The sequence below is a fragment of the Agromyces luteolus genome (genome assembly GCF_009729855.1).
Classification (GTDB): domain Bacteria; phylum Actinomycetota; class Actinomycetes; order Actinomycetales; family Microbacteriaceae; genus Agromyces; species Agromyces luteolus.
Map to the genome: position 1 here is coordinate 443,126 of NZ_WODA01000025.1, position 20,011 is coordinate 463,136.

The 20,011-nt window shown below is 71.0% G+C and carries 20 protein-coding genes and 1 tRNA gene; 5 read left to right on the forward strand and 16 right to left on the reverse strand.

Translation table 11 applies throughout. The features are described from left to right. Nucleotides 1-68: 68 nt before the first annotated feature. The 3 genes from GLX25_RS15700 to GLX25_RS15710 all read right to left on the reverse strand — a co-directional run bounded on the left by GLX25_RS15700 (nucleotide 69) and on the right by GLX25_RS15710 (nucleotide 2,415). Nucleotides 69-1,187 carry a TerC family protein gene (locus GLX25_RS15700; RefSeq protein ID WP_155843435.1) on the reverse strand — a complete coding sequence of 373 codons (1,119 nt, stop codon included), beginning with the start codon at nucleotides 1,185-1,187 and terminating at the stop codon, nucleotides 69-71. Nucleotides 1,188-1,357: 170 nt separating this feature from the next. Beyond that, nucleotides 1,358-1,433, reverse strand: a tRNA-Glu gene (locus GLX25_RS15705). Between the two features lie 79 nt (nucleotides 1,434-1,512). Next, nucleotides 1,513-2,415 (reverse strand): diacylglycerol/lipid kinase family protein, encoded by a 903-nt coding sequence (locus tag GLX25_RS15710; protein ID WP_155843436.1) that lies wholly within the window; start codon nucleotides 2,413-2,415, stop codon nucleotides 1,513-1,515. A gap of 61 nt (nucleotides 2,416-2,476) precedes the next feature. Between GLX25_RS15710 and GLX25_RS15715 the strand changes: the two genes are divergently transcribed. Further along, nucleotides 2,477-3,121, forward strand: a complete 645-nt coding sequence (locus GLX25_RS15715) for an MBL fold metallo-hydrolase (RefSeq protein WP_155843437.1) — start codon at nucleotides 2,477-2,479, stop codon at nucleotides 3,119-3,121. Nucleotides 3,122-3,408: 287 nt separating this feature from the next. Further along, entirely contained in the window at nucleotides 3,409-4,977 is a 1,569-nt protein-coding gene (locus GLX25_RS15720; RefSeq protein ID WP_166548899.1) for a YhgE/Pip domain-containing protein, read from the forward strand. 53 nt (nucleotides 4,978-5,030) lie between these two features. Here GLX25_RS15720 and GLX25_RS15725 read toward each other — a convergent pair whose 3' ends face one another. From GLX25_RS15725 to GLX25_RS15755, 7 genes are all read right to left on the reverse strand, one after another. Next, complete coding sequence (locus GLX25_RS15725; RefSeq protein ID WP_155843439.1) at nucleotides 5,031-7,364, reverse strand: transglycosylase domain-containing protein; 2,334 nt, start codon at nucleotides 7,362-7,364, stop codon at nucleotides 5,031-5,033. 166 nt (nucleotides 7,365-7,530) lie between these two features. Continuing rightward, nucleotides 7,531-8,208, reverse strand: a complete 678-nt coding sequence (locus tag GLX25_RS15730) for an SDR family NAD(P)-dependent oxidoreductase (RefSeq protein WP_155843440.1) — start codon at nucleotides 8,206-8,208, stop codon at nucleotides 7,531-7,533. A gap of 51 nt (nucleotides 8,209-8,259) precedes the next feature. Then, a complete protein-coding gene (locus tag GLX25_RS15735; protein ID WP_155843441.1) occupies nucleotides 8,260-9,177 on the reverse strand; it encodes a hypothetical protein in 918 nt (305 codons plus the stop codon). A 67-nt stretch (nucleotides 9,178-9,244) separates the two neighbouring features. Next, on the reverse strand, nucleotides 9,245-10,087 hold the full coding sequence (locus GLX25_RS15740) for an alpha/beta hydrolase (RefSeq protein WP_155843442.1): 843 nt from the start codon (nucleotides 10,085-10,087) through the stop codon (nucleotides 9,245-9,247). A 28-nt stretch (nucleotides 10,088-10,115) separates the two neighbouring features. Continuing rightward, on the reverse strand, nucleotides 10,116-11,498 hold the full coding sequence (locus tag GLX25_RS15745; RefSeq protein WP_155843443.1) for a sensor histidine kinase: 1,383 nt from the start codon (nucleotides 11,496-11,498) through the stop codon (nucleotides 10,116-10,118). 3 nt (nucleotides 11,499-11,501) lie between these two features. Continuing rightward, nucleotides 11,502-12,170, reverse strand: a complete 669-nt coding sequence (locus GLX25_RS15750) for a response regulator transcription factor (protein ID WP_166548900.1) — start codon at nucleotides 12,168-12,170, stop codon at nucleotides 11,502-11,504. A gap of 131 nt (nucleotides 12,171-12,301) precedes the next feature. Continuing rightward, complete coding sequence (locus GLX25_RS15755; protein WP_155843445.1) at nucleotides 12,302-12,652, reverse strand: PepSY domain-containing protein; 351 nt, start codon at nucleotides 12,650-12,652, stop codon at nucleotides 12,302-12,304. Between the two features lie 165 nt (nucleotides 12,653-12,817). On the opposite strand from GLX25_RS15755, the gene GLX25_RS15760 reads away from it, so the two are divergent. Then, the gene (locus GLX25_RS15760) at nucleotides 12,818-13,639 is read left to right on the forward strand and encodes a hypothetical protein (protein WP_155843446.1); all 822 of its coding nucleotides are present in this window, start codon (nucleotides 12,818-12,820) and stop codon (nucleotides 13,637-13,639) included. A 210-nt stretch (nucleotides 13,640-13,849) separates the two neighbouring features. Here the strand turns inward: GLX25_RS15760 and GLX25_RS15765 are convergent, their stop codons facing one another. The 3 genes from GLX25_RS15765 to GLX25_RS15775 are packed head-to-tail and all read right to left on the reverse strand — an operon-like array spanning nucleotide 13,850 to nucleotide 15,909. Beyond that, nucleotides 13,850-14,125, reverse strand: a complete 276-nt coding sequence (locus GLX25_RS15765) for a hypothetical protein (RefSeq protein WP_155843447.1) — start codon at nucleotides 14,123-14,125, stop codon at nucleotides 13,850-13,852. A gap of 27 nt (nucleotides 14,126-14,152) precedes the next feature. Next, nucleotides 14,153-15,538 carry an FAD-binding oxidoreductase gene (locus GLX25_RS15770; protein WP_155843887.1) on the reverse strand — a complete coding sequence of 462 codons (1,386 nt, stop codon included), beginning with the start codon at nucleotides 15,536-15,538 and terminating at the stop codon, nucleotides 14,153-14,155. 29 nt (nucleotides 15,539-15,567) lie between these two features. Next, nucleotides 15,568-15,909, reverse strand: coding sequence for a hypothetical protein (locus tag GLX25_RS15775; RefSeq protein WP_155843448.1), 342 nt, complete (start codon nucleotides 15,907-15,909; stop codon nucleotides 15,568-15,570). 135 nt (nucleotides 15,910-16,044) lie between these two features. Between GLX25_RS15775 and GLX25_RS15780 the strand changes: the two genes are divergently transcribed. Both GLX25_RS15780 and GLX25_RS15785 read left to right on the forward strand, forming a co-directional pair. Continuing rightward, nucleotides 16,045-16,749, forward strand: coding sequence for a hypothetical protein (locus tag GLX25_RS15780; protein ID WP_155843449.1), 705 nt, complete (start codon nucleotides 16,045-16,047; stop codon nucleotides 16,747-16,749). A 92-nt stretch (nucleotides 16,750-16,841) separates the two neighbouring features. Beyond that, complete coding sequence (locus tag GLX25_RS15785) at nucleotides 16,842-17,459, forward strand: hypothetical protein (RefSeq protein ID WP_155843450.1); 618 nt, start codon at nucleotides 16,842-16,844, stop codon at nucleotides 17,457-17,459. Here GLX25_RS15785 and GLX25_RS15790 read toward each other — a convergent pair. From GLX25_RS15790 to GLX25_RS15800, 3 genes are all read right to left on the reverse strand, one after another. Beyond that, complete coding sequence (locus GLX25_RS15790) at nucleotides 17,428-17,736, reverse strand: hypothetical protein (protein WP_155843451.1); 309 nt, start codon at nucleotides 17,734-17,736, stop codon at nucleotides 17,428-17,430. The two genes, GLX25_RS15785 and GLX25_RS15790, sit on opposite strands and share 32 nt — an antisense overlap. Nucleotides 17,737-18,023: 287 nt before the next feature. After that, nucleotides 18,024-18,695, reverse strand: coding sequence for a response regulator (locus GLX25_RS15795; RefSeq protein WP_155843452.1), 672 nt, complete (start codon nucleotides 18,693-18,695; stop codon nucleotides 18,024-18,026). Then, nucleotides 18,692-19,894, reverse strand: coding sequence for a sensor histidine kinase (locus GLX25_RS15800; RefSeq protein ID WP_155843453.1), 1,203 nt, complete (start codon nucleotides 19,892-19,894; stop codon nucleotides 18,692-18,694). The genes GLX25_RS15795 and GLX25_RS15800 overlap by 4 nt, the downstream gene beginning before the upstream one ends. Nucleotides 19,895-20,011 lie beyond the last annotated feature (117 nt).

A 20,011-nucleotide genomic window follows, 5' to 3' on the forward strand; every position in this document is an offset into this window, starting at 1 on the left:
GGGCGCAGTCGCTCCACGCTAGCAAGCGCTCGCCGCGCTCGCGTCACTCCGTCCCCGACCGGGACGCCTCAGCGCTCGACGGTCGAGCTGTCGGCGTCGCGATCGCGCTCGCGCTCGCCCTCCTCGGTGAAGTGCGGGATCTCCTCGCCGAGCGTGTGGCCGCGGCGGCGCGCATCGAGGTTCGCCTTGACGAGGCTCGCCACCGTCGCCACCGCCATCGCGCCCACGATCACGGCGAGCGAGGTCCAGGTCGAGATGTCCGGAGCCCACTCGATGTGCTCGCCGCCGTTGATGAACGGCAGCTCGTTCTCGTGCATCGCGTGCAGCACGAGCTTCACACCGATGAACGCGAGGATGAACGCGATGCCGTACTTGAGGTACTCGAGGCGCTCGAGCAGGCCGCCGAGGAGGAAGTACAGCTGTCGCAGGCCCATGAGCGCGAACACGTTGGCCGTGAACACGATGAACGGGCTCTGCGTGATGCCGAAGATCGCGGGGATCGAGTCCAGCGCGAAGATGAGGTCGGTGGTGCCGATCGCGACGAACACGATGAGCATCGGCGTGAAGAAGCGACGACCGTCGATCATCGTGCGGAGCTTGATGCCGTCGTAGTCGTTGGTGATCGGCAGCCGGCGGCGCAGCATCCGGATGAGCGCCGAGTCGCCGCCCTCGTCCTCGTGGTCGCCGAACGCCTGCTGGGCCGCGGTGTAGAGCAGGAACGCGCCGAAGATGTAGAAGATCCAGCTGAAGTTCTCGATCAGCTGCGCGCCGAGGAGGATGAAGATCCCGCGGAGGACCAGCGCGAGGATGATGCCGACCATGAGCACCTCCTGCTGGTACTTCCGGGGCACCGCGAACCTCGCCATGATGATGACGAAGACGAAGAGGTTGTCGATCGAGAGGCTGTACTCCGTGAGCCAGCCCGCGAGGAACTGGGCGCCGTGCTCGGCGTCGCCGATCACGAACATCAGCCCGGCGAACACGAGCGCCAGCACGATGTAGAACACGACCCACAGGGTCGACTCCTTGAAGGACGGGACGTGCGGGCGCTTGATCACCATCAGCAGGTCGGCGACGAGGATCAGCGTGAGGACGACGAGGGAACCGACTTCGAACCAGAGGGGCAATGCGGTCACGGAGGGCCTTTCGGAGGGTGCGGCACGGACCGAAAGTCTCTCCCGGCGCATCGGATGCGCCGCCACGCCCGGAGCGGCATCGACGGCGCTCGTACTGACGATCGTGGCCCGGGACCTGGCGGCCCGGCGGGATACTCCCCTTCGCTCGCACGAGTCTAGGCGACCGCCCCCGGAAACGACGAACGCCCCCGCACGATGATGCGGGGGCGTTCGCCTGTCATTGGTGACCCCAGCGGGATTTGAACCCGCGCTACCGCCGTGAGAGGGCGGCGTCCTAGGCCGCTAAACGATGGGGCCTCGCTGCGACGTGTTCGAGTATGGCATACGTCTCCGACGCATTCCAAATCGAGCGAGGCGAGCGGGTCGCGACCCGGCCTCAGGCGAACACCCGCAACGCGGCGGGCACGACCTCGACCTCGATCGGCAGCGGGCCGACGCGCTCACCGTCGGCGTACGCGATGATGTCGTCGGCCTCCACCCGGACCCGCGTCGCCCGCACGAACTCCACGGCCGGATGGTCGACATGCTCCCCCGCGAATACGCGCGGGAACACCCCGAGCAGTCCGATGCGCGACAGCGGATGCACGATGAACACGTCGAGCACGCCGTCGGCGAGGTCGGCGTGCGGGACGATCCGCATCCCCCCGCCGAGCGATGGGGTGTTGGCGACCGAGACGAGCATCGCCGCCTGGTCGCGCCGCACCCCGTCGATCGTGATCGCGTACCGGCGCGGCCGGAACGTCGCGAGTTCGCGCAGGAGCGCGATGGTGTACCGGCTCGGACCGCGCGGCCGCGCCATCCGGTTCGCCCGCTCGTTGACGACCGCGTCGAAGCCCGCCGACAGCACGCAGGCGAACCACGTGCGGAGCCCGCCGTGCTGCATCAGCCCCAGGTCGATCGACTGCGGCGGCCGCCGGAGCGCCTCGACGAGCGCGTCGATGCCCGCCTCGGGGTCCTCGTGCGGGAGGCCCAGCGCGCGGGCGAGGTCGTTGCCCGTGCCGGCGGCGACGAGCCCCATGGGCACCGGGGAGCCCGCCAGCACGTTGACGCCGAGCGAGACCATGCCGTCGCCGCCGACCACGACGAGGCCGTCGGTGCCCGCCTCGAACGCCGCCTGGACCTCGCGCCGCAGCAGCTCGAAGTTGTCGGCGCGCAGCACGGTCACCTCGTACCCCTCGGCCTCGAGCCGGCGCGCGGTGGCGGGCCCGACCGATCGGTTGCGACCGAACGAGGCGCTCGGGTTCACCGCGAGCAGGAGGCGACGGGGGCCACGCGACATGCAGCGATCATGGCAGGGCGACCCGGTTGCGCGCACGACACGCACGGTGTTGGCTCGGATCATGCGCGTCACCAAGCTCGAGCACGCCGCCCTCGTCGTGGAGCACTCCGGAGACCGGCTGTTCGTCGACCCGGGCAAGTTCACCACTCCGATCACCGAGGCGGGCGGCGCGCTCGCCGTGGTGATCACGCACCTGCACGACGACCACTGGACCCCCGAGCAGCTCGGTCGGATCCGCGACAAGAGCCCCGGCGTGCGGGTCCTCGGGCCGGACGGGGTCGTCGCGGCGGCCGCCGACGCCGGCATCGAGGTGGAGCGCGTCGCGCCCGGCGACGAGGTCGAGGTCGGGCCGTTCCGCCTGCGGTTCTTCGGCGGTCGGCACGCCGTGATCCACCCGTCGATCCCGGTCATCGACAACGTCGGCGTGCTCGTGAACGACGCGCTCTACTACGCCGGCGACTCGTTCGCCGTGCCCGAGGGGGTCGAGGTCGACGCGCTCGCGGCACCCGCCGGGGCGCCGTGGATGAAGATCTCCGAGGCGATGGACTACGTCATGGCGGTCCGCCCGAAGCGGGCCTTCCCCACGCACGAGATGGTGCTCTCCCGCGCCGGCAAGGACCTGTCGAACACCCGGCTCGGGTGGGCCACCGAGCAGGGCGGCGGCGAGTACCTGGCACTCGAACCCGGCGACTCGTTCGACCTCTGAGGCGACGGATGCCGCGGCATCCGCTGTCGGACCGACACAACGGCGCCGACCTGTCGTGCCCTGCCGATTGGCGGGTTCCACCGAACTTCGCGCGCGTTCATTGACGAACCCACGAGACCTCTGTCAGATTCATGCCACTTTCGGCCGCGACGGAGCGACCGTCGGCCGGATGTCACGGCCGAGGCATCCGCGTGGGCCCGAGTGGCGGCGCCTCGGCACCCCGGCGCCGTCGGTCCTGCACCCCACGCACACGGGCGCTTCGGCGCGCCGGAAACCCAGGAGACTCGATGACGAGAACCGACCCCGCCGTGCACCGCCACGGCCTCGGCGTGCGGATCGCCGCCGCCGCGACGACCATCGCCCTGATCGCCCTCGCGGCGTTCTTCCTGCTCACGACCAACACGATCTCGGCCGGCGCGACCCGGCTCTCCGACGGGGCCGGACAGGCCGACGCGGGCTCCGCGGAGCTCGCCGACGGCGCGGAGGCCCTCGCGGCGGGCGCGGGCGACGTCCGCGACGGCGCGGCCGCGGCGGCCGACGGCGCGGAGGCCGCTGGGGCGGGTGCTGAATCCGCCGCTGCGGGCGCCGCGAAGCTCGAGGCCGGGGCCGCCTCAGCGCAGGCCGGGGCCGCCGAACTCGCCGACGGCGCGGCGCGCAGCGCCACGGGTGCGAGCGACGCCGCCTCGGGGGCGGCTCGTGCCGCGAACGGCTCGAGCGCGCTGTCGGACGGCATCAGCCGCGCGAACGCGGGCGCCGCGGAGCTGGCGACCGGGGCCGGGAGCGCGGCCGACGGCGCCGCCCGCCTCGCCGACGGCGCATCGCAGCTGGCAGGGGGCGTCGCCGCGCTCGCCGGCACCGCCGGCGGCGACCTCGTGGAGAGCGGCGCGGCGGCGCTCGCAGCGGGCCTCGGCGACGCCGTCGGTCCCACCGGCGTGCCGCTCCTCGTCGCGGGCACGGGCGACGTCGCCGCGGGCGCGAAGGGCGTCGCCGACGGCACCGCCGGGCTCGCCGCGGGCAGCACGTCGCTCGCACAGCAGCTCAGCGGATTCCACCAGGCACTCGTCGACGGCGGTGCCGACCAGGCGACGGTCGCGAACGCGCTCGCACTCGCCCAGGCCGCACAGCACCTCGCCGGCTCCGCCGGGGCGGTCTCGACCGGTGCTGCGAAGGTCTCGGCCGGGGCCCAGGCCACCTCGGCCGGCACGCAGGCGCTCGCCGCGAAGCTCGACGTCGCCGCAGCGAAGTCGGGCGAGCTCGCCGCGGGCGCCGCCAAGCTCGACGCGAAGCTCGACCTCGCCGCGTCGAGCGCGGGCACGCTGAGCGCGAAGTCGACCGAGCTCGCCGACGGCGCCGCCCGCCTGAGTGCGGGCGCGGCGAACCTCCGCGGCGGCACGTCGACGCTCGACCTCAAGGTCGACGAGCTCGTCGCGGGCACCGGGCGCCTCGCCGCCGGCACCGCCGAGCTCGCCGCCGGCGCGCAGCGGCTCTCCACCGGCGCGAGCGGTCTCGCCGTCGGGAACGGCTCGCTCGCCCAGGGCGCGACCGACCTGTCGACCGGCCTCGACGAGCTCGCGGCCGGGTCCGCCGAACTCGCCGCCGGCACGCGAACGCTCTCCGACGGGACGGTCGAGCTCGCGACCGGTGCGGACACGCTCGCCTCGGGCGCCGCGGAGCTCCGCGACGGCAACGGCCGGCTCGCCGCCGGCTCCGCGGAGCTCGCCGCCGGGACGCAGGGCGTCTCGCCCGGCGCACTGCTGCCGTGGATGCTCGTCTTCGGGGCGCTGGCCCTTATGGCGCTCGCGGCCTGGTTCATCCACCGCGTGCGGCACTCGCGCACCGCGCCGGCGACGGCCTGACGCGGCGGAGGGCACGGCGCGTCGCGCGCCGTGCCCTCCGCCGTTCCGTCGGATCAGCCTCCGGGGCCCCCGTTGCCGCCGCCGTTGCCGTTGCCGTTGCCGGGGCCGTCGTTGCCGCCGCCGTCGTTCCCGCCGCCGCCGGTCCCGCCGCCGCCACCGGACGGAGGCTCGCCCGGCGTGTCGGGTCCGGTCGTGGGCTCGCTCGTCGTCGGCGGGTCCGGCTCCACGACACGGCCGTCGGGGAACGACCCGGGACCGGACACGGGGCCGAGCCCCGCCTGGGTGAACCCGTCTCCGCCGAACTTGGCGGCTGCCACCGACATCACCTCGGGCCACATCCGGTGACGCGCCGTCGCCGCCTGGCCGGTCGCGAACCAGATGCCGCGCTGGTTCGCGTCGCCGTTGACGCTCACCACCGCGGCCGCCGTCGCGACCTTGCTGCTCGCGCCGACCATCCAGGTGTCCTTCGCGCCATCCGTCGTACCGGTCTTGCCGATGAGCGGCACCGCCGGGACCGTCGCCGCGCGGGATGCGACCGCCGTGCCCTGCGTCATGACCATGCCCATCGCGGTGTGCATCGCGGCGGCGACGGGTTCGGGCACCGACTGCGTGCACTCCGACTTCGGCGGCGGGATCTCCTCGCCGTCGCGCCCGGTGATCCGGTCGATCGCGATCGGCGAGCACGTCTTGCCGTTGTTCGCGATGCCCGCGAACGCGACCGCCATCGACAGCGGCGCGACCTCGTTCGTGCCGATCACCGACGACGGGCCCTGCACGAGCACGTTGCCGTCGGCGCGGTGCACGTCGAACGCCTCGGCGGTCTTGCGGATGCCGCAGAGGTCGAGGTTCTTCGCCATCCCGATGAAGCCGGTGTTGATCGACCCGATCGTCGACTCGAGCGCACTGTAGTTGGCGCCGGACTCGTTCGCGTCGTTGCGGGGATTCCAGTCGCCCGCGAAGTGCGGTCCGAGGCAGCTGTCCTGGAAGACGCCCCAGTTGCTCTTCGGCCGGGAGTCGACGCGCTCGGCGAGCCCGTGGCCCTCCGCCAGCCACTCGGCGAGCGTGAAGACCTTGTAGGAGGATCCCGGCTGGAAGCCGCGGGATCCGCCGTAGGCGAAGTCGGTGTTGTAGTTGATGCTCGTGTACTGCGGCCCCTTCTCGAGCACCTTCGGGTCCTGGCTGTAGGTCCGGTTCTGGGCCATCGCGAGCACGCGGCCCGTTCCGACCTCGACGGTCGAGATGACGCCGCCGACGTCCCATCCCGGGTACGTCGCGGGCACGTGCGCGGCGATCGCCCGCTCGGCCGCGGCCTGCAGGTCGAGGTCGAGGCTCGTGTACACGTTGTAGCCGCCGCGGCGGAAGTTCAGCAGCCGCGACGCCTCGTCCTCGCCGAACACCGGGTCGTTCTGCAGGATGTGCTTGACGTAGTCGCAGAAGTAGGCGCCTCCGCCGGCGGTCTGGCATCCGGTGCTCGGCTCGGTGATCTTCGGCTCGACCGGCGTCGCGATCGCCTCGTCGAACTCGGCCTGCGTGATCTTCGACTCGGAGAGCATGCTCTGCAGGATGTAGTCGCGCCGACCGTGGTTGGCGGCGTATCCGTCGGCCGCGCCGTTCGTCTCGTTGTCGGGCTGGTCGAGGCGGAACTTCGACGGGTTGTTCACGATCGCGACGAGCGACGCCGCCTGGGCGAGCGTCACCCTCGAGGCGCTCGTGCCGTAGTAGTAGTTCGCCGCCGCCTCGATGCCGTAGACCGTGCCGCCGAAGCCCGCGATGTTGAGGTAGCCGAGCAGGATCTGGCTCTTGGTGTAGCGCTTCTCGACGCCGATGGCGAGGCGCATCTCCTTGAGCTTGCGATCGATCGAGGTCTCGGTGACGGCGTCGTAGCATCCGTCGCGTTCCTCCTCGTCGACCGCCTCGCGCTCGCATTCCTGTACGCGCACGTTCTTGACGTACTGCTGGGCGATCGAGGAGCCGCCCTGGGTCTCGCGACCGCTCGCCGTCGTGACGGCCGCGCGCATGGTGCCCTGCAGGTCGACGCCGTTGTGGTCGTAGAAGCGCGGGTCCTCACCGGCGATCGCCGCGTCCTTGACGTACTGGCTCACCTCGTCCCACTCGACCTCGACCCGGTTCTGGTCGTAGAACGAGGCGAGCAGCTTCTGCTTGCCGTCGGACTGCTTGGCGTAGATGTTGCTCTTCACCGAGAGCTCGCCGATCTTCAGGTAGCTCGGCAGGTTCTCGAAGAGCGAGATGGTGCCGGATGCCGCGACGCCCGCCGTGGCGATCGCCGGCGTCACCGCGGCGGCGACGAGCAGTGCCGCGGCCGCGCTCACCGCGACGAGGCCGAGCAGCCCGCCGAGGACGCCGCCGAACGTGCGCGGTCGGGTCACCGCGCGATCGTGCGTGTCGCCGTACATCATCGAACCAACCCCGACCTTCCGAGGCCGTCCCCGTCTCGGGACCGGATGCAGGGTTCCGGTCCTCCTCGGCCTCGCCTTCCATCGAACCTCAGGGATCGGCCCTTGTAAAGCAGCGCCGGGCGCGCCGCGCGCCCTGCTAGCCCGAGACCACCCCGCGAACGCGATGGCCCACGGCGATCGTCTCGCCCGAGACCGCCGACAGCGGCGAGATGAGGAAGGCGACGAGGTCCGCGATCTGGGTCGGCGAGGACTCGCCGCCCTTCCCCGCTTCGACGTCGACGGATGGCTCGTTCCGCACCAGCCCCGGATTGACCGTGTTGACCGTCACTCCCGAGCCGGCCGCCGCATCGGCGAGGTTCTTCGCGATGACGTTCAACGCGGCGTTGCGCACCGAGCCCGTGATGTTCCCGCTGAGGAACGCGTTCTGCCCGCTCACGCCGACGATCCGGCCGAAGCCCGCCGCGGTCATCACCGGGATCGCCGCGTTCGCGACGCGCAGGAATGCGAGCGACTTCGCGTCGAACGCCTCGGCGACCTGCGCCGGGTCGCCCAGTCGTGCGGGATCGAGCGTCTGGGCGGGCGGCGCCGCGGTCACGACGACCGCGTCGAGCCGGCCGTGCCGGTCGACGATCCGCTCGATGGCCGCCATCACGGACGCGTCGTCTCGGGCGTCGAGGACGATGCCGTCGCCCGGATCCCGCGAGGCGACGACGACGGTCGCCCCCTCCTCGCGGGCCCGCCGCACGATCGCCGAACCGATGAAGCCGGCGCCGCCCACGACGAGCACGACGCGACCGCTGAGCTGGAGGTCCATGCGTTCACGCTAGCGCGCGAGCCGCACCGGGCGGGCCCGGCGCACGCGATGTCAGCGAGGCCCGGCCGGCAGCGAGCGGACGGCCTCCTCCAGCGACCGCCGGTCGTGGATCGGGCTCGAGCGCGGGTAGCTGGTCGTCAGGAAGTGCTGCGCGTACGGGAAGCAGGCGACCGAGAACGGCTCGTCCTCCCGGAAGTCGGCGCCGAAGGTGTTGCGCTCCACCTCGACCGCCTCCGGCGGGAGCTGCAGCGCCCGGGCCATCTCGCCCGGGTCGAAGACGAGCCCGAAGGGGACGGAGTCCGCGTGCTCGAGTCGTCCGCCGTAGTCGACGGACAGGTTGCCGTCCACCCAGAGACGCTGGTCGAGCGACCGCATCGCACCCGCCGCCAGCGGCGCCGTCATCGTGAGCGCGTTCGCGCGCTCCCGGCTCCGGACGTCGACGATCACCTCACCGGCGTGCGACGTGGTGACGACGGCCCGACTCGTGGTGGAGGCCGAGAACCCCTGCCCGGGGTCGTAGTTGATCGTGTTGGACTCGTAGTCGCAGATGACCCAGGTCAGCATTCCCGTGCGCGTGTCCTCCGCGATGAGGTAGAGCTCCACCCGAGCCCCCCAGAACACCGAGGCGTGGACGTTGAACGCCCCGAGGATGGCGCACGCGCGCGGCTCGTCGTCGGCGAACATGGCGGTCGGGATGAGGCGGTAGCCCGGTGGCAGCAGCCGGCCCGCCGCGACCTCGTCGCGGATCCCGTAGGCGAGGAACGTGCAGTAGGGCTCGACGACGAAGCCCATGTAGTCGTCGGCGCGGGCCCGCGAAACGATCCGGCGCTGCAGGCCGAGCGGCAACCGCGCGAGCATCTCGGCGCGCCCGTAGAGGGCGGCGACGCCCTTCGGTGAGATCGTGTCCTCGGTGTGCGTGATGAAGTTCCGCAGCTCGGACTGCTCGATCGGCTCGATCCCGGATTCCATGCCGCAAGCGTAGGAGCGTCGACGACGCCGTCGAATCGTCCGGATGGTTGAGATCGCCGGCGGTCCGTCAGCCCGGCCCCGCTCCGTCCTCGGGCCCGCCTCCCGCATGCGTCAGCGCCCAGTCGAGCGCGAAGTCGGCGAGCTCCTCCCACTCGGGGATGGCGGGCAGCAGGTGCGGCCCGTCCCACTCCACGATCTCGGTGACCGTGTCGGACGTGTAGTGCTTGACGTTCGAATGGCCCACCTTCGGCGGGAAGAGCGGGTCCTGCCTGCCCGAGATGAACAGCAGCGGGGCCCGCGCGTCGTTGCGGTAGTCGACGTAGGTGTCGTCCTTGCCGGGGTGGATGTTCGCGAGGGCACTGCCCCAGAAGACCTTGCCCGAAGCGGGGATGTGGTACCGGTCGTAGAGTTCCCGCGACCGCTCCTCGCCGAACGTGTTCCCGAAGACGTAGTACCACTGCTCCGGGGTCAGCCCGACGGCCTTGTGCCGGTTCGCGGGGTTCTTCAGCACGGGGAACGACGACTTGACCTGGGAGAGCGGGATCACCTTCACGCCCTCGGTCGGCGCCGAGCAGATCACCACGCCCGCGGCTCCGTATCCGTGGTCGAGCAGGATCTGTGTGAAGACCCCGCCGGCCGAGTGGCCCATGATGATCGGCGGACGGTCGAGCGCGCCGATCAGCTCCTCGAACCCCCCGATGATCTGCGACACCTCGAGCTGCTCGATCGGCGTCGGATCCGCACGGAGCGCTTCGACCTCGACCTCGAATCCCGGGTACGTCGGCGTCAGCACCGTGTAGCCCTTGCCCTCGTAGTGCTGCTTCCAGTGCTCCCAACTGCGCGGTGTGACCCAGAACCCGTGGATCAGCACGATCGTGTCGGGACCCGGACCGGATGTCGGCGTGGACATGGTCGCCCTCCTTCGCTCCACCCCCGGTCTACTCCCCTGCCGGCGAGGACGGAAGCGCACCGGTGGGGATCCGCATCACGACGCGCGTGCCGGACGGGCGTCCCGCATCGACGAACACCGTGCCGCCGTGCGCGACGGCGATGGCGCGCACGATCGAGAGCCCGAGGCCGGTACCCGATGCATCGTGCGACCGCGCCGGGTCGAGCCGGACGAACCGGTCGAAGACGCGATCCGCGTCCGCCTCCGGGATGCCGGGGCCCGCGTCGGCGACCTCCAGCTGCGCCCATCCGTCGCGCTGCGCGAGGCGCACCGCGATCGGCGGGCGTCCGTGCGTCGCGGCGTTCTCGAGCAGGTTGCCGACCGCCCGCGCGAGCTGGGAACGTCGCCCGCCCACGCGAGCGGCCGCGACGTCGGTCGTCTCGATCACGACGCCGGGACGGCGGGCACGGACGCGGGCGACGGCGTCGAGCACGACGTCGTCGAGGTCCACGGGCGGCTGGTTCGCCGTCGTGGCCGAGGGCCCGGCGGCATCCGATCTCGCCAGCGTCAGCAGGTCGTCGACGAGTCGCTCGAGTTCGGCGACGTCGTCGTGCACGCGCTCGAGCGTCGCGGCCGGGTCCGCCTGCGCGGGATGCTGCAGGTCGACCTCGAGGTCGGTGCGCATCCGTGCGAGCGGGCTGCGGAGTTCGTGCGACGCGTCGTCGACGAATCGTCGCTGCTCGACCGACGCCTGCTCGATCCGGTCGAGCATCGCGTTCATCGTGACCGCGAGCCGGGCGATCTCGTCGCGGCTCGTCGGTTCGGGGACGCGACGGTCGAGGGTGTCGCCGCCGATCTCCGCGACGTTCCGCCGGATGGCCTCGACGGGGCGCAGGACGCGACCGACGAGGAGCCAGACGCCGGCCGCGAGGAGGATCGTGGTCAGCGGCACCGAGATCGCGAGCCCTCGGATGAGGGCCTGCACGCTCTCGTCGACGTCGTCGAGCGGGGTCGCGGTGTGGACGACGAGGTCGCCTGCGCGCTCGGAGCGGAGGCGGAACGACGCACCGCCGTCGCCCGCGGGCTCGGACGACGGCACGGCGACCGTCGCGAACCTCGGGTCCTCGCCCGCCGGGGCGCGCAGCGGGAGGTCGCGGCTCCCGCCGGCGGTCGAGGCGACCACGGCACCGGAGAGGTCGGTGACGACGGCGAACGACTCCTCGTCTCCGTCGGCCGCGAGGTCGACCGGCGGCGGGGTGGTCGACGCCTCGACCGTCTCGAGCACCGCCGCCGCCCGGCGGTCGAGCAGTTCGTCGACCGACTCGGTGAGCACGGCGCGCTGCGCCGTCACCAGCGCCACCGCTGCAGCGGTGAGCACGACCAATACGAGCAGGGCGGAGACGACGGTCGTCCGGACACGGATGCCGCTCATGGCTCACCCGTCCTCGATGCGATATCCCGCTCCGCGGAGGGTGGCGATCGCCACGCCGGATCCCGCGTCCGCGAGTCGTCGGCGCAGGCGTCCGACGTACACCTCGACGATGTTCGGGTCGCCCTCGAAGTCGTCGCTCCACACCCCGTCGAGGATGCGGCGCTTGGAGAGCGACTCGCCCGCGCGGTGCACGAGGAACTCGAGCACGTCGAACTCGCGGGCGGTGAGCGCCAGCTCCCGGCCGCCGACATCGGCGCGCCGGCTTCGAGGGTCGATGGTCAGGTCTCCCACCGAGACCGGTGCCGGGCTCCGCGACCCGCGGCGCATCAGCGCGTGGAGGCGCGCGACGAGCACGACGAAGGAGAACGGCTTGACGAGGTAGTCGTCGGCGCCGGTGTCGAGCGCCTCCGACTCATCCAGTTCGCCGTCCTTGGCCGTCAGCATGAGGATCGGCGTCCAATCGCCCGCCTCGCGCAGGTCGCGGCAGACGAGGAATCCGTTGCGCCCGGGGAGCATAATGTCGAGCACGATCGCGTCGAACGATCCTTCCGTCGCTCGCCACAGGCCGCCGGGCCCGTCGTGCTCGGCCTCGACGGTGAACCCCTCCGCCTCGAGGCCGCGGGACAGGCTCGCGACCAGCCTCCGATCGTCGTCGACGAGCAGTACCTTCACGATTCGGCTCCTGTCGTGCGCATGCGACGCGGAGGTGGCGCGGCGCACGCGAACTCGCGGGATCAGCCTAGGCCGATCCTCCCCGTGCCGTATCGGACCCGTGGCGTGCCGGGCCCCGCGCCGACCGGAAGCTACTCGTCCGACTCGACGTCCGCGTCGGTCGACACGACGGCGAACGACTCGTCCAGTTGGACGTCCACCTGGCTGCCGTCCGGCAACGTGACCTCGACCTCGTAGAGGCTCTCCTCGTCGCCGACCTCGGTCCCCGTCACCTGTCCGCCGCCGGTGGTGGCGAGCGCCGCAGCACTCGCGCGCTCGAGGGCGTCACCGGTGATCGGCACATCCGGCCCCTCCGCCGAGTCCTCGGCGGCCTCGGACGGCGAGGAGGACTCGAACGTCCCGGCGTAGGCGAGCGCCGCGCCGCCGAGCAGCAGGGCGATCCCGGACGCCGCCGACCCGATCACGATCATGCGCTTCTTCATCAGGTACTCCCCTGTTCCTGCGTTCGTTCCTGCGTTCGAGGCGAGTCTGCGACGCATCCGCTGACTCCCACCTGAACGCGCCGTGCTCGCATTCATCGCCGAGTCAGCAGTGGCGGGCGAACCTCGAAGCACACGGTTGCGACACCGAGGGAAGGGAACGGGATCATGCGAGCACGGAAGGTCCATCGGATCGCCACGATCGCCGCCGTCACGGCCGTCGCGGCGGCCGCGACCGGCTGCAGCGCGGGGTCGGTCGACGCCGGCGCGGGGTCCGGCGCCGGCGGGAGCGCCTCATCCGGGCTCCCGGTCGGCGACCAGCCGGTCGACCTCGATCCGGCCCGATTCAGTCCCGACATCGACAATCCCTACTGGCCGATGACGCCCGGAACGCGCTGGACCTACCGCGAGGCCGGGGCGGACGGCACGGACCTCGTCGTCACCGTCATCGCGACCTCGCAGACCAAGCGGATCGCGAACGGCATCACCGCCCGTGTCGTGCGCGACACCGTGCGGGACGGCGCGGACATCATCGAGGACACGTTCGACTGGTACGCCCAGGACGACGCGGGCGCGGTGTGGTACCTCGGCGAGGAGACCGCAGAGTTCGAGGACGGTGCGATCACGTCGCGCTCCGGATCGTTCGAGGCGGGCGTCGACGGCGCCCTGCCCGGCATCCTGATCCCCGCCGATCCCCAGCCGGGCATGGCCTACCGCCAGGAGTACTACCGCGGCGAAGCCGAGGACAACGGCGAGGTCCTGAGCGTGCACGCCAAGGCGGAGGCGCCGATCGGCGCGTTCGACGACGTCCTGCTCACCTGGGACACCATCACGATCGAACCGGATGTCGCCGAGCTCAAGTTCTACGCACCCGGTGTCGGCCCGGTGCTCGCACTCGACGCATCGGGCGGCGCCGGACGCGAGGAACTCGTCCGGATCGACACCGTGCCGGACGGCGCCGGAACCGGGCCGCTGGGGAGTCCGGACTGAACCGCGACAACCCTCTCCTGAGCGGGATTCCTCGCCGAATCCGTCCTCCGCACTCGGTTTCGGAAGGTTCACGTCCGCCGTCGCGAACGGCTGCGTTCGTCCGCCGCTGGCGCGGGTTGCGCGGCGGCGAGGCTGCCGAGGATCGCGATGCGTTCTTCGGTGACGGGCCGTCGCGCCGACGCTGCCTTCCGGTCCGAACTCGGCAATGGGTCAGATCGACGCCCGCAACGCACGGCGCGCCCTGTCGAGCGCAGGGTTCGCCTGACTCGCAGTCCGCGCGGAGAGGCGGATGACACGACTCCACCGTCGGGCGTCAGCGGGCACTCCCCCACGGCGCGCGGGCGTTCTCCGTTCGGGGTCGGTGATGCCGAGGTGGCGGGCCAGGATGCGAAGGTCGGCGAGGTCCTGCGCCCGGCCGGCGGCCGTCTTCATCGCCACCAGATCCCCGGCGGTCGCGACCGTGATCCTGCCGCCGGTGTCGGCCACCGCGTTCCACGGGGTGCTCGCCGCGATTCAGGGCCGCGCCGCGGCAGCTGCGAACACACCGTCGGGGTCGTAGGCGAGCCGGATCCGTTCGACGCGCTCCTCGTGTGCGCCGAGGATCAGGGCACCGTCGGCACCTTCCTCCTCGCCCAATCCGGCGAAGTTCACGTACATTCCGCGGGAGACCGGCTCCAGCGCGTTCCAGAGCCCGCGCGCCCAGCCGATCGCATCGTCGTCGAGCGCAGGATCGCTCCAGACCGCGTCCACGCTCACGTTGAACCGCGCACCACGATGGGCGAACGCCGTCTCGTCAGAACCGATCCGGTCGATCGCGCCACCCAGGGTCCGCACGAACACGGCCGAGTTCGGATCGGGTCGGCGGGCGGCGTGCTCGACGATGAGGTCGATGGTCGCGTCATCCAGCTCGTCCGTGAAATGCGACTTCCAGTAGTACCGTCCGCCGTCGGGGAGCGCGAAGTCGAACTCGCTCTGCGCTTCCACCCACGTGCTCGTGCCGCTGAGATCGAGGATCGGTTCGCCCAGTCCCTGGAACGGTTCGAGCACCGGTGCCGCATCGGCGGGTTCGCCGATGTAGGTGCCGATGGCCATCGCGACCGGAACGCCGACGAACTCATCCGGTAACCCGGGGAAGGGCGGGAGCGCCCACAGTGCGAACTGCGGCGCGATGGTCGGCGGCGCCTCCGCGGCAAGGCGCCGCCACGCGCGAAAGACCGCACCGGCGTCCTCCGCCGGGTAGACGAACGCGGCCGCAGCAACCTCCGGACCGAGCGGATGCAGCGCGAAGGTGAACTCCGTGACCACCCCGAGACCGCGACCGGCTCCGCGCAGGGCCCAGTACAGCTCGGCATTCTCGTCGGCGCTCGCCGTGCGCACCGCGCCGTCCGCGGTGACGACGGTCATCGAGAGCACGTTGTCGCAGCTGAGGCCGTGGGTGCGCTGCATCAGGCCGAGGCCGCCGCCGAGCGTCAGGCCGGCGACGCCGGTCTCCGAGACCTCGCCGCCCGGTGTGGCGAGCCCGAACGCCTGGGCGGCGGCATCCACGTCGGCCCAGCGCGCCCCGCCCTGCACGCGGGCCGTGCGTACGACCGGGTCGACGACCACGTCGCGCATCCGCGAGAGGTCGATCACCAGCCCGTCGTCGCAGACCGCGCTCCCAGCAACCTGGTGCCCGCCCCCGCGAATCGACACGATCGGTCGATGCGTCCGCGCCGCGGTCACGCAGGCGACCACGTCATCGGTGTCCGCGCAACGAACGACGACCTCCGGATGTCGATCGATCAGGCCGTTCCACACAGCTCGCGCCTCGTCGTATTCCGAGTGATCCCGGCCGATCACCGTTCCTCGCACTCGCGCGCCAAGCTCACTGATCAGCGATCGGCGCGCGATCTCCGACATTGCCACGATGCGTACCTCCCTTCGTCAGTTCACCCTGAGGCCGAACTCGTCTGCCGCTGCTGCGTCCACGAGTTCCGCGGCGCCCGACCGGTGGCCGAGCTGCGTCGGTGACCTGAGTCGAGAGGTCCGCGAATGCCCCGCTCGAACGAGTCGAAGTGGCAGCCCACCCACGACAGCATCGAGGTGTGGAACACCTCGCGCCGGGCGCCGGCGTCCAGCGGCGCTCGCTCCACGAGGCGCAGGGCGACGCGGGTCTGCCCGAGGACGTGGCCCGTGGGATGCCCCTGGCAGAGGTCGATCCGGCGCCACAGCGCCGTGGGCAGCTCGTGCCCGTTCACGTGCGGCTCTCCGACGATGTCGGCCGCGGCCATGGGGCAATTCTCCCTCACAGGGCACGGTGGTGCACCCCCGACGGGACGCTGCGCTTCACGATTGACATCGCGCGCCGCGCGACCGTTCAGCGCAGTGTCGGGCTAAACTATTCTCAATCGAGAAGGGTTTAGACGATGAGCATGGTGACTGCCGGTGAAGCGGCGAGGCGGCTCGGCATCTCGCGTCGACGTGTCGCCGAGCTCTGGCACGCAGGTGCGCTGCGTGGCAGCAAGAACTCGGCCGGCCTGTCGATCGAGCTCGCGAGCGTGCACGAGCGGGAGCTGATCGGCGCGATTCCAGGACGCCCGTGGTCCGGAGACATCGTCTGGGAGGTCATCGCGATCCTCTCGGGAGAAGCGGGCACTCCCACCGACACGTCGGAGGCGAGCCGCCGCATCCTCAAGCACGACTCCCCGGATCTCGCACGCCGGATGGTCGCCGCGGTCGACGTCGAACGGTACGACGCTCGTGACCTCGAGCGCGACCGCGACGACATCCGTCGGTCGCTCGCCCTCACCGGTGCGAGCGCGCTCGACCGGATCGAACGAGACCGGGCGGCGCGAGTCGTCGATCAGCAAGAGGGCCAGTCGATCCACGGGTACGTGCGACACGACGACGCGTCGCGCGATGCATTCCTCGAGGAGTTCGACCTGGTGCCGTCGCCGACCGGCGACGTGTTCCTCCATCGCTTCAAGAGCGGTACCCCGCGCATCGCCGACGAGACGCCAGCGGCACTCGTGGCCGCCGACTGCACGCGCAGCACCACGACCAGGATCCGCCGGGCGGGTCTCGACGCCCTCGAGAGGATGCGGAACGCGTGGCTGGCCGAGCGCAGCTGATCGAGGTCGACGAACGCGCCGTCGAGTGGGCGCTCCTCCTCGAGGTCGCAGAAGCCGTGCCATCTGAGCGCTGGGCTCTCGTTGGCGGTCTCATGGTCCACGCGCACGCGATCCGAGCCGGCATCACACCACCACGCCACACCAGCGATCTCGACGTGCTCATCAACATCGGCGCCGCGCGTATCTCCCAGGTCGCAGGACCCCTTCAGGCGGCTGGGTTCGAGCCCGTGGAGCCGAACGGAACAGGGCCGTTCCATCGCTTCAGACGCGGGCGTGACGTCGTCGACGTGATGGTGCCGCAGGCAGCCGACCGCACCTACCGCTGGCGGATGAGACCGGTACTGCGATCGCCTGGAGCTCAGCAAGCACTCCAGCGCCTCGACCAATACACGGTGACCGGTCGGCACGGCGGCGCCACCGCCCTCGTGAACGTCCCCGATGCAACCGGGGCGATCATCGCGAAGGCGGCCGCGTACTCGGTCGATCGTCGTGATCGGGAGCGTCACCTCGAAGACGTGGTCGTGCTCCTCGCAGCAACCCCACGTCGATACCTCGCGACCGAGCTCTCGCGCCGGGATCGACAGCACCTGCGGCCGATGATCCAGCAACTCTCCGTCCCGGACGCGATCTGGTGGTCAGTCCTCGATGACCGCGCGCGCGGCTTCGCGGATGCCACGTTCAGGCGGCTCCGCGAACTCGTCGAGTCATAGCCGAGTCGCCCCGCCGGCCCAGTTCTCGACACACCGGTAACCTGCGACGGCGAGCGGCGAGAACGTCACCGGCGATCTCGGCGATCACCTCGTCGATCTCCGGGCGCGGCTCGTACGCGGCATCCACATCGGTCGTGACCCGCATCACCGGGTCATCCGGGAAGCGGAGCACCATCGCCGCGCCACCCACGATCCGGACCGAACCCCGGATGCCATGCGCCACGAGCCGCCGCTCGAGCTCCTCGACCAGTTCTTTCGCCCGCTCCACCGTCAGCACCAGCCCGGCGTTTACGCGCGCGCCAACGATCGCTCATCGAGCATGATGTTCAGCGCACGAAGCTGCTCCGGGGTGGACCGCTTCGCACGCTCCTTCAAGGACGCGTACTGCCCGAATGGGTATCACGCCCGCGCCAACCTGGTCGGTGCTGCCCAGTCGGCTCACGGCACCGCGATGACGAAGGCCTCGCTGCCGCGGTCAGATCTCCCGATCAAGAGCAATTTCCAGTCACCTGAAGCACGAAACCTGCGACGGACCCCCAACCGCTTCAGCTGCATCGCTGCACATCAGCCCTGCTGCGAGCTGATAAGTCCGTTCTCGTACGCGTAGATCACGACCTGCGCGCGGTCGTGGGCGCCGATCTTGGCCATGATGCGTTTGACATGCGTCTTCGCGGTATGAGGTGAGATGAAGAGCGCTTTCGCGATGTCGTCGTTCGATCCGCCGCGGGCGACGAGGAGCAGGATCTCGTTCTCGCGCGCAGTGAGTTCCGGAGCGTGAATCTTGGGGCCCGGGCGCACGGCGCTCGGATCGGTCCGAAGGTACCTGTCGATGAGTCCGCGGGTCGCGGCCGGCGACAGCAGGGCCTCTCCGGCATCGACGGCACGGATGGCCCGGACCAGCTCGTCCGGCTCAGCTCCCTTACCCACGAAGCCGCTCGCCCCGGCGCGGAGTGCGGCGACGACGTACTCGTCCTCTTCGAAAGTGGTGAGGATGAGCACGCGGGTCTCCGCGAGTGCGGGATCGCGGCAGATGAGGTCGGTCGCTTCGATGCCGTCCATGACCGGCATCCGAATGTCCATCAGCACGACATCGGGTCGGGCCTGGATTGCAAGTCGGTGGGCGGCGAGTCCCGTGTCGGCGTGGCCGACGACCTCGATGTCGGGTTCGCTTCCGATGATCTGTGCAACGGCGTTGCGGATGAGGGCCTGATCGTCGGCCACGGCGACACGGATCATCGTGTTCCTCCTTTCGTACGCCTCAGCGGGAGGTCGGCGCTGACGCGGAACGTTCCGCCCTGTCGGGAGATGTCGATGCTCCCGCCGACGGCTGCGACGCGTTCGCGCATGCCCAGGATGCCATGACCAGGCACGTCGCCAGCGGCTGGATCGCCCCCGTTCATCGCGGTCGTCGGGTTGGTGACGAGCAGGCGGATGGCGTCCGCGCCCTGACTGATCCAGACGTGCGCGCGATCGTCTGCGCCGTGCTTGCCGGCGTTGGTCAGCGACTCCTGAACGAGCCGGTAGACCGTCGCGTCGACCGCGCCGGGGATCAGGTCCGGCTCGAGATTCTCCTCGCGGATCGTCACGTGGAGTCCTGAGGCCTCCAACGACGCGTACAGCGCATCGAGCTGTGCGATCCCGGGCAGCGGCGCTCGCGGAGCACCTTCCTCCGCAGCGCGAAGCGTTGCGAGCAGGTCACCGATCTCGCCGAGGACATCACGGGCGGCGGCTCGGGCCGTCGCCAGGGCCGCCCGGGCGGCATCCGGATCGGTGGTGAGCGTGCGGTCGGCCGCAGCGGTGTTCAGGCTGACCACGGAGATCTGGTGCGCAACGGCATCGTGGAGGTCGCGCGCGATCCGAAGACGGTCTTCGGCGACACGCCGAGACGCTTCGGCATCACGAGTCTGCTCGGCCAACTCCGCGCGCTGCACGATCTGATCGATGTACGCGCGGCGTGTCCGAGTGGCGTCGCCGGCAGCGGCGAAGAACGCGAGAGTGGCCAGAACGAGAACGGTGAACGGATGCTGCTCTGTGGACTCGTGCATGAATGCGACGGGAACCATGACTGCGGCGACGACGAGCGTCGTGATGATCACGGTCCGGCGCGGGTGTCGTGTCGCGATCGTGAAGAGCGCGATACCGGCGGCGAGCGCGGAGAACGGGCTCACGCCGAGCACGAGCGTGGCCGCGACGTACGCGGCGACGCATCCGATGAGGACTCCCCAGGGCCATTGCCGGCGAGCGAACATCAGCGCAGCCGGTAGCAGCGCGAGGGCGTAGCCGCGCATCGTGGGCTCTTCGACGATCCGTTGCAGCGGCCCGACGGTGGTGACGATCACCAGCAGCGCCGCGAGCAGGTCCCTCGACCATCCCGGCAGACGAGCCAGGGCCGACCCGCTGCGAGCGGGGGCGGACGTCGGTGACGTGTCGGACATGACCCCAGTATCTGCCGCGGGCAGGGGCTGGTGAGGGTTCCACACGGCGAATACCCCGGCCGGGGTACAGGGATGCCCCCGGCGGGCGACGCGCCCGTGGCCGCGTTCCGAGAGCCT

Excerpts from the sequence above, each read along its gene's own strand:
- GLX25_RS15700 (WP_155843435.1), bottom strand. The coding sequence starts at position 1,187 with ATGCGCCGGGAGAGACTTTCGGTCCGTGCCGCACCCTCCGAAAGGCCC.
- GLX25_RS15710 (WP_155843436.1), bottom strand. The coding sequence starts at position 2,415 with ATGTCGCGTGGCCCCCGTCGCCTCCTGCTCGCGGTGAACCCGAGCGCC.
- GLX25_RS15715 (WP_155843437.1), top strand. The coding sequence starts at position 2,477 with ATGCGCGTCACCAAGCTCGAGCACGCCGCCCTCGTCGTGGAGCACTCC.
- GLX25_RS15720 (WP_166548899.1), top strand. The coding sequence starts at position 3,409 with ATGACGAGAACCGACCCCGCCGTGCACCGCCACGGCCTCGGCGTGCGG.
- GLX25_RS15730 (WP_155843440.1), bottom strand. The coding sequence starts at position 8,208 with ATGGACCTCCAGCTCAGCGGTCGCGTCGTGCTCGTCGTGGGCGGCGCC.
- GLX25_RS15735 (WP_155843441.1), bottom strand. The coding sequence starts at position 9,177 with ATGGAATCCGGGATCGAGCCGATCGAGCAGTCCGAGCTGCGGAACTTC.
- GLX25_RS15740 (WP_155843442.1), bottom strand. The coding sequence starts at position 10,087 with ATGTCCACGCCGACATCCGGTCCGGGTCCCGACACGATCGTGCTGATC.
- GLX25_RS15745 (WP_155843443.1), bottom strand. The coding sequence starts at position 11,498 with ATGAGCGGCATCCGTGTCCGGACGACCGTCGTCTCCGCCCTGCTCGTA.
- GLX25_RS15755 (WP_155843445.1), bottom strand. The coding sequence starts at position 12,652 with ATGAAGAAGCGCATGATCGTGATCGGGTCGGCGGCGTCCGGGATCGCC.
- GLX25_RS15760 (WP_155843446.1), top strand. The coding sequence starts at position 12,818 with ATGCGAGCACGGAAGGTCCATCGGATCGCCACGATCGCCGCCGTCACG.
- GLX25_RS15770 (WP_155843887.1), bottom strand. The coding sequence starts at position 15,538 with ATGTCGGAGATCGCGCGCCGATCGCTGATCAGTGAGCTTGGCGCGCGA.
- GLX25_RS15775 (WP_155843448.1), bottom strand. The coding sequence starts at position 15,909 with ATGGCCGCGGCCGACATCGTCGGAGAGCCGCACGTGAACGGGCACGAG.
- GLX25_RS15780 (WP_155843449.1), top strand. The coding sequence starts at position 16,045 with ATGAGCATGGTGACTGCCGGTGAAGCGGCGAGGCGGCTCGGCATCTCG.
- GLX25_RS15785 (WP_155843450.1), top strand. The coding sequence starts at position 16,842 with ATGGTCCACGCGCACGCGATCCGAGCCGGCATCACACCACCACGCCAC.
- GLX25_RS15795 (WP_155843452.1), bottom strand. The coding sequence starts at position 18,695 with ATGATCCGTGTCGCCGTGGCCGACGATCAGGCCCTCATCCGCAACGCC.
- GLX25_RS15800 (WP_155843453.1), bottom strand. The coding sequence starts at position 19,894 with ATGTCCGACACGTCACCGACGTCCGCCCCCGCTCGCAGCGGGTCGGCC.